The 17,075-nt window shown below is 72.7% G+C and carries 13 protein-coding genes; 10 read left to right on the forward strand and 3 right to left on the reverse strand.

Features of this window, described 5'->3' with window-relative positions; genetic code table 11:
- Positions 1–6: 6 nt before the first annotated feature.
- The 8 genes from ACFV9T_RS33720 (at position 7) to ACFV9T_RS33755 (ending at position 12,872) form a co-directional block, all read left to right on the forward strand.
- On the forward strand, positions 7–357 hold the full coding sequence (locus ACFV9T_RS33720) for a hypothetical protein (RefSeq protein WP_385446310.1): 351 nt from the start codon (positions 7–9) through the stop codon (positions 355–357).
- Complete coding sequence (locus tag ACFV9T_RS33725) at positions 354–737, forward strand: GPW/gp25 family protein (protein ID WP_385446311.1); 384 nt, start codon at positions 354–356, stop codon at positions 735–737. The genes ACFV9T_RS33720 and ACFV9T_RS33725 overlap by 4 nt, the downstream gene beginning before the upstream one ends.
- Entirely contained in the window at positions 734–3,877 is a 3,144-nt protein-coding gene (locus ACFV9T_RS33730) for a putative baseplate assembly protein (RefSeq protein WP_385446312.1), read from the forward strand. The genes ACFV9T_RS33725 and ACFV9T_RS33730 overlap by 4 nt, the downstream gene beginning before the upstream one ends.
- Entirely contained in the window at positions 3,874–7,701 is a 3,828-nt protein-coding gene (locus ACFV9T_RS33735) for a putative baseplate assembly protein (RefSeq protein ID WP_385446313.1), read from the forward strand. The genes ACFV9T_RS33730 and ACFV9T_RS33735 overlap by 4 nt, the downstream gene beginning before the upstream one ends.
- A complete protein-coding gene (locus ACFV9T_RS33740; RefSeq protein ID WP_385446314.1) occupies positions 7,698–9,866 on the forward strand; it encodes a hypothetical protein in 2,169 nt (722 codons plus the stop codon). Before ACFV9T_RS33735 ends, ACFV9T_RS33740 begins: the two co-directional genes overlap by 4 nt.
- 82 nt (positions 9,867–9,948) lie before the next feature.
- Positions 9,949–11,508, forward strand: a complete 1,560-nt coding sequence (locus ACFV9T_RS33745; RefSeq protein ID WP_385446315.1) for a DUF6519 domain-containing protein — start codon at positions 9,949–9,951, stop codon at positions 11,506–11,508.
- Positions 11,509–11,618: 110 nt separating this feature from the next.
- Positions 11,619–12,500: a peptidoglycan-binding protein gene (locus ACFV9T_RS33750; protein ID WP_385446316.1), complete on the forward strand. Its 882-nt coding sequence runs from the start codon at positions 11,619–11,621 to the stop codon at positions 12,498–12,500.
- Positions 12,501–12,617: 117 nt separating this feature from the next.
- Positions 12,618–12,872 carry a hypothetical protein gene (locus ACFV9T_RS33755; protein ID WP_385446317.1) on the forward strand — a complete coding sequence of 85 codons (255 nt, stop codon included), beginning with the start codon at positions 12,618–12,620 and terminating at the stop codon, positions 12,870–12,872.
- Between the two features lie 61 nt (positions 12,873–12,933).
- Here ACFV9T_RS33755 and ACFV9T_RS33760 read toward each other — a convergent pair whose 3' ends face one another.
- Both ACFV9T_RS33760 and ACFV9T_RS33765 read right to left on the reverse strand, forming a co-directional pair.
- The gene (locus ACFV9T_RS33760; protein WP_385446318.1) at positions 12,934–13,530 is read right to left on the reverse strand and encodes a TetR/AcrR family transcriptional regulator; all 597 of its coding nucleotides are present in this window, start codon (positions 13,528–13,530) and stop codon (positions 12,934–12,936) included.
- Positions 13,531–13,714: 184 nt separating this feature from the next.
- Positions 13,715–14,482 carry an IclR family transcriptional regulator gene (locus ACFV9T_RS33765; RefSeq protein WP_385446319.1) on the reverse strand — a complete coding sequence of 256 codons (768 nt, stop codon included), beginning with the start codon at positions 14,480–14,482 and terminating at the stop codon, positions 13,715–13,717.
- A 129-nt stretch (positions 14,483–14,611) separates the two neighbouring features.
- Between ACFV9T_RS33765 and ACFV9T_RS33770 the strand changes: the two genes are divergently transcribed.
- Positions 14,612–15,613, forward strand: a complete 1,002-nt coding sequence (locus ACFV9T_RS33770; RefSeq protein WP_385446320.1) for a 2-hydroxyacid dehydrogenase — start codon at positions 14,612–14,614, stop codon at positions 15,611–15,613.
- 162 nt (positions 15,614–15,775) lie between these two features.
- On the opposite strand, the gene ACFV9T_RS33775 is transcribed toward ACFV9T_RS33770, so the two are convergent.
- A complete protein-coding gene (locus ACFV9T_RS33775; protein ID WP_385446321.1) occupies positions 15,776–16,468 on the reverse strand; it encodes a GAF and ANTAR domain-containing protein in 693 nt (230 codons plus the stop codon).
- Between the two features lie 297 nt (positions 16,469–16,765).
- On the opposite strand from ACFV9T_RS33775, the gene ACFV9T_RS33780 reads away from it, so the two are divergent.
- Positions 16,766–17,029 (forward strand): hypothetical protein, encoded by a 264-nt coding sequence (locus tag ACFV9T_RS33780; RefSeq protein WP_385446322.1) that lies wholly within the window; start codon positions 16,766–16,768, stop codon positions 17,027–17,029.
- Positions 17,030–17,075: the final 46 nt, after the last annotated feature.

Here is a 17,075-nt window from a genome sequence, read left to right on the forward strand (position 1 = left end):
GGGACAGTGCCGTCCGGGAATCTCGTCAACCACACCGCCACCATCAGCTGCCCGCACGGGGGCAGGGCGCAGCCGATGTCCGTCCCGTCGTCCGGAGTGGTGCTGCTCGACGGGCAGCCCGTGCCGACCGCCGCTGACGCCTACGTCGTCATCGGCTGCCCGCACACCGTCGACGGGCTCCCCACACCGTGCACCACCGTCCGGTGGACCCCGGACCGCGACGGCGTGCTGGTCGACGGCGTACCCGTGCTGCTCGACAGCACCCCCGCACAGTGCTTCACCGCAGCGATGGTGCCTCAAGGACCCCCGGTCGTGGCCGCCACGCGCGACGGACGACAAGGAGTGGTGTGCCGATGAGGGCACAGACATCGCGTACGGATATCGCGTTCCCGTTCAGAGTCGACCGCCGCGGGCGCACCGCGCACGCGGACTACGACGACCACATACGGGATCTGATCGAGCAACTGCTGTTCACAAGTCCCGGCGAGCGCGTCATGCGGCCCGACTTCGGGTGCGGCCTGCTGGACCTCGTGTTCACCCCCAACAGCCCCGAGCTGGCCTCCGCCCTCGAACTCTCCGTCCAGGCAGCGCTCCAGCGCTGGCTCGGCGAGCTGATCGACGTGGAGGACCTCGACGTGGTCAGCGAGGAGAACGTCGTGCGGGTCCATCTCCGCTACGTGGTGCGCTCCACCGCCAGCCTCCGCGACGAGGTGTTCGAGGGGAGGGGCGCGGCATGACCCCCAACACGCCAACCCGGCGGCATCGCGTCCGCGCCGCCCACCTCAACGGTATCGACGCCGTCGAAGTCGGCGACGACGGCCTCACCCTCACCGTCTCCTTCCTCGGCAAGGCCCCCCACGGCCTCTGCCCCGAGAACGTACGCATCGACGGCGGCCGCCGCATCACCGGCATCACCGTCGACGAGATCTCCGTCGAGCGCGAGGAGGACCCCGAGCTCGACGACAAGCTGTACGTCACCGTCGACCGGGCCGGGGACACGTCGCCGTACAAACTCTCGCTCGTCGAAACCGATCCCTTCGGGCGACCCGGCCACGAACCCTTCCCCGGGTTCGACCAGCGCTACTACTCCGCCGAGTTCCGCTTCCGGCCCGACTGCCCCACTCCCTTCGACTGCAAAGACGAGCCCCCGGACCTGCCGACCACCTTCACGCCCGCCCCCGTCATCGACTACACCGCCCGCGACTACGACACCCTCCGCGCCGTCGTCCTCGACCGGCTCCGCCTCACCACCCCCGACTGGATCGAGCGCAACGCCGCCGACCTCGGCACCACCCTGGTCGAGCTCCTCGCGTACACCGCCGACCAGATCAGCTACCACCAGGACGCCGTCGCCACCGAGGCCTACCTGGACACCGCCCGCCGCCGCGTCTCCGTACGCCGCCACGTCCGGCTCATCGACTACCCGATGCACGACGGCTGCGCCGCCCGCGCGTACGTCGCCGTCGAAGCCGCCGAGCGGCTGACGCTGCGCCCCGGCACGTACCGCTTCGCCGCCATCGACGTCCATAGGCTCGCGCCCCGTGACCGGCCTGAGATCGGCACCGTCATCGACGACCGTGACCTCGCCCTGCTGGACGAGCGCGGCTCGGTGGAGGTCTTCGAACCGCTCTCCGACCGGCCTTTGCGGCTGCGGCCCGCGCACAACGCGATCCGCCTGTGGACCTGGGGCGACGAGGTCTGCTCGCTGCCGAGGGGCGCGAGCGCCGCGACGTTACGCGACGAGTGGACCGACGAGGCCTGCGAGGAGCGGACCCTCGACCTCCGCCCCGGCGACCTGCTGCTCTTCGAGGAGGTTCGCGGCCCCCGCTCCGGCACCCCCGGCGACGCCGACCCCGCGCACCGGCACGTCGTACGCCTCACCTCCGTCACCCCCACCCTCGACCGGCTCGCCGAACAGCCGGTGCTGGAGGTCGCCTGGGCGGAGGCGGACGCGCTGCCGTTCGCGCTGTGCCTGACCACCCGCGCGGGCACGGACTGCGCGCTCGTCGAGGAGGTGACCCTCGCCCGCGGCAACGTCTCCCTCGCCGACCACGGCCGCTCGCTGACCTGGGGCTGCGAGCCGGGCCTGCCCGAGACCGTCACCGTGCCGACCGTTCCGCCCGTGGCCGGCTCCTGCGCGCCGCCCGCCTTCGGCTGCTTCGACAAGGACTCCGGCAACGGGCCCGCCCGTCTCATCGACTCCTTGCTCGACAAGACCCGCCACGGTGGGCAGCTCACCGCCCACGACGTGCGCGCACTGTTCACCGTCGTCGGCCACGACCAGACCGAACGCGCCGGGCTCGGCCTGGAGCGCGCCGGACAGCGCCAGGAGAGGGTCGTGCCCGGCACCGCGTACGCCCAGGCCGAGGCGCTCAGGACGCTGCTGGCGCAGGGCCTCTACCCGGGCATCACATCCCGCTTCCGGCCGGTGCTGCAGCGCTCCCCGGTCGCCCGGACCGTGCCGTTCCCCGACCCGTGCCACATCGCCGCCGGGCAGGCCGAGCGGCTGGCCGCCATCCCGGACCGCGTCAGGCACCGTCTGCTGGAGCTGTGGCGCGGCGCCCGCGACCACGACGGGCTCTCGGACGACGAGACGCGCGAGCTGACCGTGCTGTTCGGGCTGCGGTGGCTGGAACGGCTGGAGCTCGCCCGGCACCCCGTACGCGCCCTCCGCGAACTGCTGCATCGCTCCGACCAGCTGCTCGCCGCGAAGCTGCGCCGCCTCGCCGTGCTGACCGCACGCGCCGGAGCGGGCACCGTACTCGACCCGCACATCGCCTGGGAGATCGGCCACAGTTGGGGGCGGGCGTACGCGCACGGGCTGCACCCGGACGATCCGGCGCTGCACGGCCCCGCCGCCGCGCTCACCCCCGACCCCCGGAACGCGCTGCCCGCCGTACGCATCGAGGACGGGGATGCCACGTGGACCCCGCGTGGCGATCTGCTCGCATCCGGCCCCCGCGACCGGCACGTCGTCGGCGAGTTGGGAGACGACGGCCGCATCACGCTGCGCTTCGGCGACGGCCGCCACGGCGCGAAGCCGACCCCCGGGGCCCGGCTGCACCTGCACTACCGGCTCGGCGGCGGCACGGCGGGCAACGTCGGCGCGGAGGCCATCAACCACCTCGTCCTCGCCCGCGACCCGGACGAGATGGACGCCGGACAGCCGATGCCCGTCGCCGGGGTGCGCAACCCGCTGCCGGCCGTCGGCGGCACCGAGCCCGAGCCCGTCGAGCAGGTACGCCAGCTCGCCCCGCTCGACCTCAGGCGGACCCGGCTGCGGGCCATCACCGCCGAGGATTACGCGGCCCTCGCGGCCGAGCTCCCCGGCGTACAGCGGGCGGCGGCCGAGATCCGCTGGACCGGAAGTGTCCAGGAAGCACACATCGCCATCGACGCACACGGAACCGGGACACCACCGCAAACCCTGCTCGACTCCGTCGCTCACGCCCTGGAGCGGTACCGCCGGATCGGGCACGACCTGGTCGTCGGCCCCGCCCAACCCGTACCGCTGGACATCGCCGTCGAGGTGTGCGCCGCGCCCGGCCATCAGCACGGGCAGATCCTGGCCGAGCTGTACCGGGTGCTCGGCAGCCGCCCGCTGCCCGGCGGACGGCTCGGCTTTTTCCACCCCGACGCGCTCACCTTCGGCGAACCGGTCCGGCTGAGCCGTCTGGTGGCCGTCGCCGCGGCCGTGCCCGGGGTCGAAAGCATCCAGGTGACCCGGCTGCGGCGGATGTTCCACCCCGACGACGGAGAGAGGGAGGCAGGCGTGCTGCGGCTCGGCCCGCTGGAGGTCGCCCAATGCGACAACGACCCCGACCGGCCGGAGAACGGCCGCATCGAGATCACCCTGAACCACGGAGGTGCGCGATGAGCGGCGGCTGCACCTGCGGTTGCGGCGGCCACGACGAGCGCCGCGCCCCCGACGCCCTCTACAACCCGCCCGGCCGCACCGCCCTGGACTACCGGGTCGGGGAGTACGGCTCGTTCCTCGCCGCCATGCTCGACCGGCTCGCCTCACCCGCCTACCCCGCGCTGCGCGGCCTGACCGTCCGTAACCCGGACGACCCTGCCGTCGGGCTGCTGGACGCCTGGGCCGTCCTCGGCGACCTGCTGACTTTCCACTCCGAGCGGATCGCCGACGAGGGCTACCTGCGCACCGCCGACGAACACCGCTCGCTCGCGCTCCTCGGCCGCCTCGTCGGCCACATGCCGCGCCCGGGCGTCGCCGCCGACACCCACCTCGCCTACACCGTCGACCGCGACCCGCGCGCCGAGGACGTCCTCGTCACGATCCCGCGCGGCGCCATCAGCCACAGCGTCCCCGCCGCCTCCGACGAGGAGCCGCACACCTTCGAGACCGACGAGGAGCTCACCGCCCACTGGGCCTGGAACGAGCTGGCGGTACGGCGCCGCCGCCCCGCCCTGCTGACCCCCGACGACTTGAAACAGCGCTCCGAACTGCTCGTCGCCGGAACCTCGACCGGCCTGGCCACCGGCGATCAGCTCCTCTTCGTCTTCGCCGGTTCCGCCGACGGCACCCCCGCGCAGCGCCTGCTGCTGCCCGCCTCGCGGATACGCGTCGACCGGGACGACGATGTCACGGCGATCGGCCTGCCGCAGTCGCCGCCCGCGTCCCTCGAGGAACTGGTGGACGAACTCCGCCAGTGGATCGCCCCACCGGAGGGCGACCCGGACGCCGGTGAGCCCGAACCCACCCCCGACCACCCGAACCCCCGCCCCATCAGCAGACTGATCGACGCGTTCGACGCTCAGGTCCTCGGCCCCCTCCGCGCCGACCTCGACGACATCACCCGCCCCGGCCAGCTCGCCCGCCGGCTCGCCGAACCGCACGCCCGGCTGGCGGAGGCGCAGGCGCTCGCCGCCCCGTATGAGGAGGTCGCGGCCTGGTTCGAGCGACTGGAGGCGGTGATCGGCGAACTGGCCGAGCGCGCCGGGGAACTGGAGACGGCCCAGCCCGCGCGGATCAGCCCGAGGTCACAGCTCACCCACGACCGTCCGGAGGCGAACGGCCCCCAGACCCCGGCCGCCCTCCGCGCGCTCGACGCCGTACTCCCCGCCCTGCGCACCGGCGTCGTACGGCCCCCGTCCGGGGCCGCGCCCGCCGGTCACTTCTTCGCGCCCGGCTCCGACCTCGCCCCGCGGCTCCTCGCCGCCCTCGACCCGCGCCTCGGGTCCGGGCTGTACGCCGCCTGGCGGCGGGCCACCCCGCCCGATCAGGCCACCCCCCTGCTCCGCGAACTGCTGGCGATGCGCGTCACCGCCGCGCCCTTCGGCGCGACCGCGCCGCTCAAGGCCGTGCAGGACGACCGCGGCCGCGTCATCCGGCAGGTCGACTGGCCGCTCACCGGCGGCGCGCTGACCAGCATGCGCGTCGTGTACGACACGGCGGGCAAGGTGCCGGTGAAGGCCGAGTTCCAGCACACCGAGACCGGCACCTCGGTGCAGCGCAGCGAGAACCTGCCGCAGAACGAGACCTTCGACCTGGCGCCCGGCCGGGTCGAACTGTCCACCCGCACCGGCCAGGACCACGATCTGAGCTGGCTGACCCGCCGCCCCGTCGACACCCAGGAGCCCGGCGTCACCGCCAGGTTCCTGCCCGGCCTGCCCGCGTACACCCTGTTCGTCTCCCGCCCCGCCGAGGACGGCCGGGTGCACATCGCGGTGGAGGTGGACAGCGGCGAGTCCCCGCAGTGGCGGCTCGCGCGCGGTCAGCGGAAGCAGGTCCCCCTCGGCCGGTACGAGCTGACCATCCGGTACACCCCGGGCAGCGAGCCACCTGCCGTCGAGATCGGCATCGCGACCGTGCCCGAGCCCGCCCATCGCAACGTCCTGGCGCTCGACTCCGTCCACAGCGGCATCACGGTCGACAGCTGGGTCGCCATCGAGCGCCCCCGCAAGGGCGCGGAGGACACGGAGGGTGCGGAGGGCTCCGGCGGGGTGCCCGGCGACAAGAAGCTGGCCTTCGTCACCACCCGCGTCACCGCCGTCCGCACTGCCGCGTACACCAACTACGGCATCACCGGCCGCGGCACCGAACTCACCCTCGCCGACCCCTGGCTGGACGAACACGACGTCCTGCTCTCCGCGATCCGCGACACCACCGTCCACGCGGGCGGGGAACCGCTCCGCCTCGCCGACGAGCCGCTCGGCGAGGACGTGCACGGCAACGAACTCGAACTGGCCGAGCTGTACGAGGGGCTGCGCCCCGGCCGCCGCATCGTCGTTTCCGGCGAGCGCACCGACCTGCCGGGCCCCGCCGCCATCCCCGGCACGGAACTCGCGGTCATCGCGGCCGTCGAACAGCGTGCCGACCTGGAACTGCCCGGCGACCACGTCCACACGGTCCTCACGCTCACCGCCGACCTGGCGTACCGCTACCGTCGCGACACCGTCCGCGTGCAGGGCAACGTCGTACCGGCCACGCACGGCGAGAGCCGCGACGAGCCGATCGGCAGCGGCGACGCCACGCGCGCCCACCAGACCTTCGGACTCTGGCAGTCCCCGCTGACCTGGCTGCCCGCCGACAACCCGCTGGGCGCCACCCCCGCCCTCGAAGTCCGCGTGGACGGGCTGCTCTGGCACCAGGCCGATAGCCTCGCCGGGCGCGGACCGCGCGAGCGGATCTACGTCGCCGGGACCACCGCGGACGGGCGTACGACGGTGACGTTCGGCGACGGCGTCAACGGCGCCCGCCTCCCCACCGGACACGAGAACGTCCGCGCCCGCTACCGCTTCGGCACCCTCGGCCCCCTCGGCGCGGCCAACGTCGCCGCGAACCGCATCACCCAGCCCCTCACCCGCCCTCTCGGCGTCACCGCCGTCACCAACCCGCAGCCCGCCACCGGCGGGGCCGTGGGCGACGGCCCGGGCCTCACCCGCCGCACCATCCCGCTCGCGGTCTCCGCGCTCGACCGCCTCGTCTCCGTCCAGGACTACGAGGACTTCGCCCGCTCCCGGGCGGGCATCGGCCGCGCCCACGCCGTCGAACTCCACGACGGGCGGCGCACCGTGCTGCACGTGACGGTCGCCGGGGTGGACGACGTGCCGATCGCCGACGACGCCGAGGTGCTCCGCGCCCTGCGCGCCTCACTCGCCACATACGGCGACACCCGGCTCCCGGTCCGGGTCGACACACGCGAACTCGTGCTCCTCCTGCTGGCCGCCAGGGTGAAAGTGGCGCCCGACCACAGCTGGGCGCTCGTCGAACCCCGGCTGCGTCAGGCGCTGCTGACGAAACTCGGCTACCCGGGGCGGGAGCTGGGCCAACCGGCCCGCCTGTCGGAGGTCCTCGCCACGGCCCAGTCCGTGCCCGGCGTCGACTACGTCGACGTCGACGCCTTCACCGGCGTCCCCGCCTCCAGCACCCCGCAGGAGCTGAGCCGACTGGCCACCGAACCGGACCGGCCGCGCGCCACCGTCCCGGCGCGGAGCGCCGAGTACGCCGAGGACACGTACCGCGTCACCGCATCAGACGGCGAGACGCTCACCGGCATCGCGGCCCGCGGCGGTATCACCCTCGCCGAACTGCTGCGCCTCAACCCCGACATCACCGACACCGCCCGGCTGCCCAAGGGCCGCTCGGTGTTCGTCTTCCGCGGCATCAGGCCCGCACAGCTCGCGCTGTTCACGCCCGAGGTTCCGGACACGCTGATTCTGACGGAGGTCACATCATGAGCAGGGAGCCGGACGGGATCGCCGAGCTGCTCCCGGGGTGGCATCGGCTCCGCGACGCCGAGGCGGGCGAACCCCTGCGCGCGCTGCTCGCCGTCATCGCCGAGCAGGCAGACCGCGTACGCGACGGGGTCGAGCAGCAGTACGAGGACTGGTTCGTGGAGACCGCCGCCGACTGGGTGCTGCCCTACCTCGGAGACCTGGTGGGCTACCGTCCGCTGCCCGGCTACGAGCGGGTACTCGCCACCGGCCTGCGCGACGGGGGGCGCCCCGACGCCTCCCGGCGGCGGCTCGCCGAGGCCCTCGCCCCGCGCCGGGACGTCGCCGCCACCGTCGGCTACCGGCGCCGCAAGGGCACCCTCGCGCTGCTGGAGGAGCTGTCGGCGTCGGTGGCCGGATGGCCCGCACGGGCCGTCGAGCTGCCCCGGCACGTCTCCCACCAGCAGCCCGTCAAGCTCTTGAAAGGCAACGGTGAGGCCGACGCGCGCAGGCTCGCCCGCGGCCGCCTCGCCGACCTGCGGGACGGCTCGGCGCTCGACCTCGCGGGCGGCCCGTTCGACGCGGTGGCCCGCTCGGTGGACGTACGGCGCGCCGACTCCCGGCGCACGCAGGGCGGTTACACCCCGGCCGGGGTCGGTCTGTTCGTGTGGCGGCTGAAGCCGTACCCGGTGACGCGGGCCCCCGCGTACTGCATAGACCGGGCCCGCAACCTGTACACCTTCTCCATCCTCGGCAATGACACCCCGCTGGTGACCCGGCCCGAACCGGAGCCGTCGGCCTCGCACATCGCCGCCATCGACAACGTCCCGGCGTACATCCGCCGCAGGCAGCTCGCGGACCGGCTCGCCGACTATTACGGCCCGGGCAAGTCCTTCGCCATCTGGCGCGACGGGCACGAGGAGCCCGTACCGCCGTCGGACCTCGTCGTGGCCGACCTGACCGACTGGCGCTACCGCCCGAAGCGCGGGCAGGTGGCCGTCGACCCGGTGCTCGGCCGGATCGCCTTCGGCTCGCGCTCCGCGCCCCGGCAGGGCGTATGGGTGACGTACCACTACGCCTTCGCCGACGACCTGGGCGGTGGCGAGTACGCGCGCGATGACCGCGAGCCCCCTCCGGACGCCGAGATCTACCGGGTCGGCCCCGGCTGTACGTACCAGCGGATCATGGACGCGTACGGGCAGTGGAAGAACGACCGCCGGGCCGGGCGGTGCGGCCCCGACGGCATCATCGAGATCACGCACAGCGGGGCCTACCAGGAGCAGCTGGACTTCGACCTCGACCCCGGCGACCGGCTCCAGGTGCGCGCCGCCGAGGGGGCCCGGCCCGTGATCCGGCTGCTCGACTGGTACAGCAACCGGCCCGACGCGCTCAACATCCGCGCGCCGGAAGAGTGCGACGGGCCCGGCGGTGCGCCGCGCATCGTGCTGGACGGGCTGCTCATCGCCGGGCGCGGGCTCAATGTCACCGGCCCCGTCGGCACCGTCGTCCTGCGCCACTGCACCCTGGTGCCCGGCTGGTCCCTGGAGCCGGAGTGCGAACCGCGCTCCCCGGACGAACCGAGCCTGGTCCTGGAGCGCACCACCGCCTGCGTGCAGATCGAGCGCAGCATCCTCGGCACGATCGAGGTCATGGGCGACGAGGTGCACACCGACCCGCTCGCCCTCCACATCCGCGACAGCATCCTCGATGCCACCGGCCACGACCGCCCGGCGCTCTCCGCCCCGGACTGCCGCCACGCGCACGCCGTGCTGCACGCCCACCGCACCACCGTCATCGGCGAAGTCCACGCGCACGCCGTCCAGTTGGGCGAGAACAGCGTCTTCACCGGCCGGATGCACGTGGCCCGCCGTGGCATCGGCTGCCTGCGCTTCTCCTACGTCCCGCCCGGCTCGCGCACCCCGCGCCGCCACCGCTGCCAGCCGGACCTCGTGGGCGTGAGCGAGGCATGGCGGGTGCGGCCGCACTTCAGCGGCGAGCGCTACGGAACCCCGGTGTACGGGCAGCTGGCCGCCGGATGCGCCGACGAGATCCGCAGGGGTGCGGAGGACGGGGCCGAGATGGGCGCCTTCCACGACCTCTACCAGCCGCAGCGCGCGGACAGCCTGCGCGTCCGCCTCGCCGAGTACGCACCGGCCGGAACCGACGCGGGAGTCGTCTACGTGACGTGACCTGACCTGACGCCGAGCGCCCGCAGCGCCTTCTCCACAGCCTTCACGAACCTGATCGCCTGATCGAGGGGGAACCCTTCCGATGCACGCAGACCTCTCCCGCAACACCTTCCGGCCCGACCGGCACTACTCGGCGGTCGTCGCCCAGCAGGGCCGCGTCCAGCTCGACGCCGACGCCAACGAGCAGACCGCGATCCAGCTCCAGCAGGCCCGTACCCTCGCCACCGACCTGATCGGGCAGCACGGGGGCCCGGCCGGGAACACCGGTTTCAAGATCGACTTCAAGGGCGGCAACCGCGAGCTGGACGACCTCCTCATCGGCGGCGGCCGCTACTACGTCGACGGCATCCTCTGCGACGCGAGCCGGCCGCGGCCCGACGAGGCGGTGGACGACGAGGCGGAAGCCCCGGGCACCGACAACGCCGCCGACGAGGCCGGACCGGACGCCGAGTCGTCCGTGCCGCCCGCCACCTGGACGTACTGGGACCAGCCGGATGCCTTCCGCGACCCGGAGCGCGCGGCCGACCGGCTGCCCACGCAGTTCCCGTATCTGGCCTACCTGAAGGTATGGGAGCGCACGGTCACCGCCGCCGAGGACCCGGCGCTCCGCGAGGTGGCCCTCGGCTCGGCGATGCCGGACACCGCCGCCCGGCTCAAGGTGGTCTGGCAGGTGCTGCCGCTGGAGGGCTCGCGGCTGGAGGTCGAGGACGGCCCGGGGGACCAGCGGGACCTGATCCGCAAGGCGTTCACCAAGTGGGCCGCCACCGCAGGGGCGCCCGCGTCCCGGCTCGCCGCGCGCAGCGAGCGGCCGGACCACGCGGACGAGGACCCGTGCCTGGTCAGGCCGGACGCCCGCTACCGGGGGCCGGAGAACCAGCTGTACCGGGTGGAGATCCACGACGGCGGCCCCGCCAAGGACGCCACCTTCAAGTGGTCGCGGGAGAACGGCTCCGTGGTCTTCCCCGTGGACGAACTCGACGGTACCTGGGTGGAGTTGGCGTCACTGGGTGGTGACGGCAAGCTCGATCTGAACGTGGGGGACTGGGTCGAGTGCGTGGACACCGCTACCGCCAGCCGCGGTGAGCCACTGCCGCTGCTGCGCGTGGAGGAGGTGGACCTGCCGGGCCGGCGGATACGGCTCTCCGGCGAGCCCGAGCCGGGTGTCGGGCGGCGCCCGGAGCTGCACCCGTATCTGCGCCGCTGGGATCAGCGTGCCACCGCACGCCGTCCGCGCAAGGGCGCGGCGGCCGGGCTGAAGCACGGCGCGGTGAAGGTCGAGGAGGGCCGCTGGCTGCCGCTGGAGGACGGCGTCGAGGTGTACTTCGCGCTCGGCGGCACCTACCGGTCCGGTGACCACTGGCTGGTTCCGGCCCGTACGGCCACCGGCGCCGTGGAGTGGCCGGCCGACGCGGCCCGCAAGCCGCTGCTGCGGGCGCCGGACGGGATCCAGGTGCACTACGCGCCGCTCGGATGGGTGTACGGCGAGGAGGAGGTGACCGACCTGCGGATGACCTTCGCGCCGCTGGCCGCCCCCGTCCCGGCGGCGGACGCGGCGGCCCTGGCGGCCGAGGCGGAGGCATCGGCGCGGACCGAGGCCGCGGAGGCCGAAGCGGACGGTGGGTCCGCCGACTCCGAGTCCTGAAACCCACGCCGGTCCGGCAGTTGATGCGTCGCACACCGACCGCAACTGAGTCATGCCATCACGGCATCCGTATATGACGGATACCAGAAGCACCGAAGGAGCACCCCACCATGGCAACACCCCTGAGCGCCGACAGACTTCTGAAGGCCCTGCGCGATGAGGGCCTGACCGTTCACGAATACCGCAGCTGGCGCTCACACAACCGCAACTCCAAGGGCCCCTGGGGCCCGGTGAACGGCGTCATGATCCACCACACCGTCACCTCTGGCACCGCCAGCTCCGTCGAACTCTGTTACGAGGGACACGCGTCGCTGCCGGGACCGCTGTGCCACGGCGTCATCGACAAGAAGGGCGAGGTCCACCTCGTCGGCAACGGTCGCGCCAACCACGCGGGCCTCGGCGACAACGACGTCCTGAACGCGGTGATCAACGAGACCAAGCTGCCGACCGACAACGAGGCCGACAAGGACGGCAACGCCCGCTTCTACGGCTTCGAATGCGTCAACCTCGGCGACGGCGACGATCCGTGGCCCGAGGCGCAGAAGCTGGCCATCGAGAAGGTGTCCGCCGCCATCTGCCGCGCCCACGACTGGAGCGAGCGGTCGGTGATCGGCCACCTGGAGTGGCAGCCCGGGAAGGTGGACCCCCGGGGCTTCACGATGAACTCCATGCGCACCCGCATCGCCAAGCGGCTCGGCGCCAAGCCGGACGGCCCGACCGAGCCCAAGCCGAAGCCCCCGGCCACGTACGAGCCCTTCCCGGGCGCCGACTTCTTCCGCGGCGGCCGCGTCAGCAAGATCATCACAGCCATGGGCAAGCGCCTCGTGGCCGAGGGCTGTGGCCGCTACGAGGAGGGCCCGAGCCCGGAGTGGACGGACGCCGACAAGAAGTCGTACGCCGCGTGGCAGCGGAAGCTGGGCTACTCCGGCGATGACGCCGACGGCATCCCGGGCAAGAAGAGCTGGGACAAGCTGCGCGTCCCGAACGTCTAGAACCCCCGTTCGACGGCAGCGACTCATCGGCATTGTTCACGCGGCTGAAGCGGCTGCTGAACAACGCGGGCGGCGCTCTACTCATGGGGAAGCCCCACCGACGTTGGGAGACCACTCATGGTTAAGTCGATCAAGGCGGGAATCTCCGCCGTGGCGATGAGCACCGCACTGCTGGCGGGAGCCGCTTCGGCCCAGGCCGAGACGGCCCGGACGACGCAGGCAGCCGGATGGGAGTACTACAACTGGTACCTCAGCCAGAACAACTGCCTGGTCGCGGGCGGCGAACTCTCGAAGAATGACCCCAGCATCCGCCAGTACCGCTGCGACGGGAAAGAGGGTTCGTTCTGGTACCTCTACCTGTACCGGGCGTAACCCCCACGATGAGAGGCGGTCCGGCCGGAGTCACCGAGGTGATTCCGGCCGGACCCTTTCGTTATCCACCAAGCCCGCCCGGACGCTCCTCCGCCGTGGACCAGCCGATCAGGGCGCCGCGGAGGGCGGACACCAGGCGGGTGGCGGCCTCGTCCTCCGTCCGTCCGCTCTTGATGAGGTCGAGGATGTCGCGGGGGTCGAACAGGGTGTTCCACAGGTACAGGGCCGCGTCCCCCAGGTCGGCGAGGCCGAGTTCCTCGGTGGTCTGCCGCAGGGGCTCCTCGAGCGCCTCGGCCTGCGGGGCGAGGTAGCCGGTGCCCTCGCGCAGCCGCTCCAGGTAGCCGCGGTGGGAGCGCATCTGCGCCATCGCGCCGCCGTGTTCCAGGACGAGCGAGACCCAGTAGCGGGAGACCGCCTCCAGCTTGACCATGCCGGTGGTGGTCTGCCGCGCGCTGAACTCGCACAGTTCGGTGCCCACCTGTGACCGGAAGGCGTGCAGGATCTCCTCGACGGAGGAGAAGTGCCGGTACGCCGTCGCGGTGGACACCTCGGCGTGCTTGGCGATGTCGGCCAGGCTGACCTGGGTCGGCGAGTTCTCGAACAGCCGCGCGGCGGCCTTGATGAGCTGCCTGCGATTGCGCTCGGTGTCACTGCGCATCGGCCGACTCTCCTGTTGCATGTGAACCACCGTTCAGCGAAGGGCCGAGAGGCCGCGAGCCAGTCGTCGGACCCCCTCGGTGATGGATTCCGGGCTGGCAGGCAGCGTACGACAGCCGCACGTGCCCTTCGCCCCGGGCGCCGAACTCCTCGGGTTCCGGGCGCCGAACTCCTCGGGTTCGTCGTCAGCGGACCGGCAGCCGGACGCCCAGCTCGGAGGCCGCCGCCTGCAGCAGCGGCACCATGGCGACCAGGTCGTCCACGCTGCGGCGGAAGGCGGGCGCGGCGGTGGACAGGGCGGCGAAGACACTTCCGTCGGGCCGCAGGACGGGGACGGCGACGGCGCGCAAGCCCCGGTGGTGCTCCTCGTCGGCCGTGGCGTAGCCGCGCTCGGCGGCGTGGGCGACGGCCTCGCGCAGGACGTCGCGGTCGGTGATGCTGTTCGGCCCGTGCGGGGTCAGCTCGACCCGCTCCAGCAGGTCGGTGCGCACATCGTCGGGGGCGAAGGCCATGAGCACCTTGCCCATGGAGGTGCAGTGCAGCGGGCCGTGGCGGCCGGGATCGCTGCGCACGCCGACCGGCTGGGGACCGTCCACGTAGTGCACGTACAGATGGCGCGTACCGTCGAGGACGGACATGAGGGTGGCTTCCTCGGTCTGCCGCGTCACGCGCTGCATCACGGGGAGCGCGGTCCCGGCGAAGCCGTACACCTGGCCCGCCTGCTGGCCGAGCTGGAACAGCCGCAGCCCCGGCTTGTAGCGCTTGCCGTCGGCCTCGAACTCCACCAGGCCCTCCCGGCAGAGCGAGTTGACCAGCCGGTGCGAGGTGCTGACGGGGACGCCGCTCTCGCGGGCCAGCGCCGACAGCGTGATGCCGTGTGGATGCTCGCCGACGAGGACGAGCAGCCGGATCGCCCGGCCGACGACATCGGCCGGTACGTCGCTGGTGGTCACGCTGTGCAAATTACCACTCCGCGGAATCGATTTTCATCCAGTGGTTGACATCACCCGGCGATCGTACTGACGATGCTTCCCATTGAATAGATGGATTTTCCACTCAGTGGAAAAATAAGGGAGTGGCGCATGACGCAGCGAGTACTCACCACCCGGCCCGCCCTGCCCGGCGGGGGCCTGGACCGGCTGGCGGCCCAGGCGGACCTGGTGCGCTGGGACGGCCACGGCAAGCCCGAACCGGCTGAACTGCACGCCCTCGCCGCCGGTGCCACCGGCATCCTCTGCCTGGGCAACGACCGGGTGGACGCCGCCCTGCTCGACGCCGCCGGACCCTCCCTGAAGGTCGTCGGACTGGCCAGCATGGGCTTCGACGGCGTGGACCGGGACGCGGCGGCCGAGCGCGGCGTCGTCGTCACCCACACCCCCGGCGTGCTCGCCGAGACCACCGCCGACCTCACCTTCGGCCTCATCCTCATGGCCCGCCGCCGCCTCGGCTCCGCCCGCGACTCACTCGCCGCCGGGCAGTGGGGCCTGTTCCGGATGGACGACTACCTGGGGCTGGACATCCACGGCGCCACCCTCGGCCTGGTCGGCTTCGGCCAGATCGGCCGCGCGGTGGCCCGCCGGGCCCAGGGCTTCGGCATGCGCCTGCTGCACCACGACCCCTTCGCGCCCGACGACACCCAGGACCCGCCCTCCAAGGCCGTGGACCTGGCCACCCTGCTCGCCGAGGCCGACGTGGTCTCCCTGCACGTCCCCCTGACCCCGCAGACCCGCCACCTCATCGGCGCCGACGAGCTGGCGGCCATGAAGTCCACCGCCACCCTGGTCAGCACCTCCCGCGGCGGGGTCATCGACGAGGACGCCCTGCTCAGCGCCGTACGCGAGGGAACCATCCACTCGGCGGGCCTGGACGTCTACGAACGCGAACCCATGGGCGCCGACCTGTCGCCGCTGGCCGGTGAGCCGAACGTGGTGACCCTTCCGCACATCGGCTCGGCCACCGAGGCCACCCGGGCCGCCATGGTCGATCTCGCCGTCGACAACATCCTCGACGTGCTCGCGGACCGGCCCGCGACCACCCCGCTGCCGGGCAGCGCGGCCCGCCCCGGAGCCACGGCCCGCCCCTGAGACGGCCGCGGGTCGGACGGTGGCCACCCCACTCGCACCGGTCGACGCGGTTACCGGGTTACCGCCGCCGCGTCGAACCGGAGCGGGTGCGAAGTGTGCGCACGGCCTGCCGGACGACCGCCACGGCGGACACTCCATGGGGACCTCGGCCGAACTGACGCGCTATGCGTGGCCGTCGATGTCGCCGCGCTCGCTGATCTGCCGGGCGATGTCCCGCAGTTTGATGTTGCGTTCCTGGGACACCCGCCGCAGTACGCCGAAGGCCTCGTCCTCGCCGATCTTGCGGCGTTCCATGAGGATGCCCATGGCCTCGCCGATGGTGTGCCGGGTGGTCAGCGCGTGCTGGAGCTGGTCGGCGGTGCGGGCGCTGGAGAAGGCGACCGCGGCGTGCGAGGCCAGCAGCCAGCCCGCCGTCTCACTGCCCTCGGTGAACACCGCCGGTCGCCGCGCGTACAGATTCAGGTAGCCGAGTTCCTCTTCGCGCGTGTAGAGCCGGAACGCCATCATGCTCCCGACGCCCAGCGCGTGAACCCGGCTCGCGAACTCGGGCCAGGCCTCCTGCGGCTCGGCGAAGTCCAGGATCCGGTAGACGGGACGGCTACGGAGCGCGGCGTCGAAGCACGGGCCCTCGGCGAGCTGGTCCTGCAACTCGTCGGAGCGGACCACCAGCCCGTCCGTGGGGGCCAGGGTTTCCACCCGCTGACCGTGGAAGATCAGAATTCCGGCCGCGTCGCACCCCTCGACGATGTCCACGGCACACGCGGTGATCCGCTCCAGGGTCGCGTCGACCGAGTCCTGCGCCAGCAGGTCCCGCGCCATCGTCGCCATCCGCTCGGCGAACCGTGCCCACTCCATGACCACCCGTCCCTCTCGCCATCACCGCGTCTGCCGTGCGCCCAGGATGGGCACTGGGGGCGTTGCTCGACGTCAGGTTACGGGGAGGCCGGGAGGCCGCGCAGGCGTGTTGGCGGCGAAGCGGCCGACGCCCGGGGCCCGTTCGATCGTGTTGTCCGGGACGCGATCCGGACACGCTCTGATCAGCCCGGACACATCGTGGCTGTCCGGGACAGCCAGCATCTCTTGTTCCGGCCTCTCAACGGTCAGCAGTCTCTGTGGCATGCCCTCGCCGAGGGCTTCTGAGAGGAGCGAGTCATGCGTATCGGACGAATTCTGGCGGGCACCGCACTGGGGGCCGTGCTCGCGGTCGGAGCCGCGACGGTCCCCGCTCAGGCGGCCACCACACCCGCACCGCAGACCGTGTCGGCGGCCACCCCGATGGCCATGGAGTTCTACGACGACTACTGGACTCAGGGCGAGTGCCTGAGCGTGGCGAAGGCGGGCGTGAAGGCCGGGATGTGGAGGATCTACAGCTGCCAGCCGTCGGTCTGGGACTGGGACCTGTACGTCGGCTACTGACGTGAGCTAGGCGACGACCACTGGGGACGGTCACCCGTCCCAAGTG

It is taken from the genome of Streptomyces sp. NPDC059850, from assembly GCF_042731515.1.
Taxonomy (GTDB): Bacteria; Actinomycetota; Actinomycetes; order Streptomycetales; family Streptomycetaceae; genus Streptomyces.

What these genes read in the sequence shown, in the direction of transcription:
- ACFV9T_RS33725 (WP_385446311.1), top strand. Translation starts at nt 354, where the DNA reads ATGAGGGCACAGACATCGCGTACGGATATCGCGTTCCCGTTCAGAGTC.
- ACFV9T_RS33730 (WP_385446312.1), top strand. Translation starts at nt 734, where the DNA reads ATGACCCCCAACACGCCAACCCGGCGGCATCGCGTCCGCGCCGCCCAC.
- ACFV9T_RS33735 (WP_385446313.1), top strand. Translation starts at nt 3,874, where the DNA reads ATGAGCGGCGGCTGCACCTGCGGTTGCGGCGGCCACGACGAGCGCCGC.
- ACFV9T_RS33740 (WP_385446314.1), top strand. Translation starts at nt 7,698, where the DNA reads ATGAGCAGGGAGCCGGACGGGATCGCCGAGCTGCTCCCGGGGTGGCAT.
- ACFV9T_RS33745 (WP_385446315.1), top strand. Translation starts at nt 9,949, where the DNA reads ATGCACGCAGACCTCTCCCGCAACACCTTCCGGCCCGACCGGCACTAC.
- ACFV9T_RS33750 (WP_385446316.1), top strand. Translation starts at nt 11,619, where the DNA reads ATGGCAACACCCCTGAGCGCCGACAGACTTCTGAAGGCCCTGCGCGAT.
- ACFV9T_RS33755 (WP_385446317.1), top strand. Translation starts at nt 12,618, where the DNA reads ATGGTTAAGTCGATCAAGGCGGGAATCTCCGCCGTGGCGATGAGCACC.
- ACFV9T_RS33760 (WP_385446318.1), bottom strand. Translation starts at nt 13,530, where the DNA reads ATGCGCAGTGACACCGAGCGCAATCGCAGGCAGCTCATCAAGGCCGCC.
- ACFV9T_RS33770 (WP_385446320.1), top strand. Translation starts at nt 14,612, where the DNA reads ATGACGCAGCGAGTACTCACCACCCGGCCCGCCCTGCCCGGCGGGGGC.
- ACFV9T_RS33775 (WP_385446321.1), bottom strand. Translation starts at nt 16,468, where the DNA reads ATGGAGTGGGCACGGTTCGCCGAGCGGATGGCGACGATGGCGCGGGAC.
- ACFV9T_RS33780 (WP_385446322.1), top strand. Translation starts at nt 16,766, where the DNA reads ATGCGTATCGGACGAATTCTGGCGGGCACCGCACTGGGGGCCGTGCTC.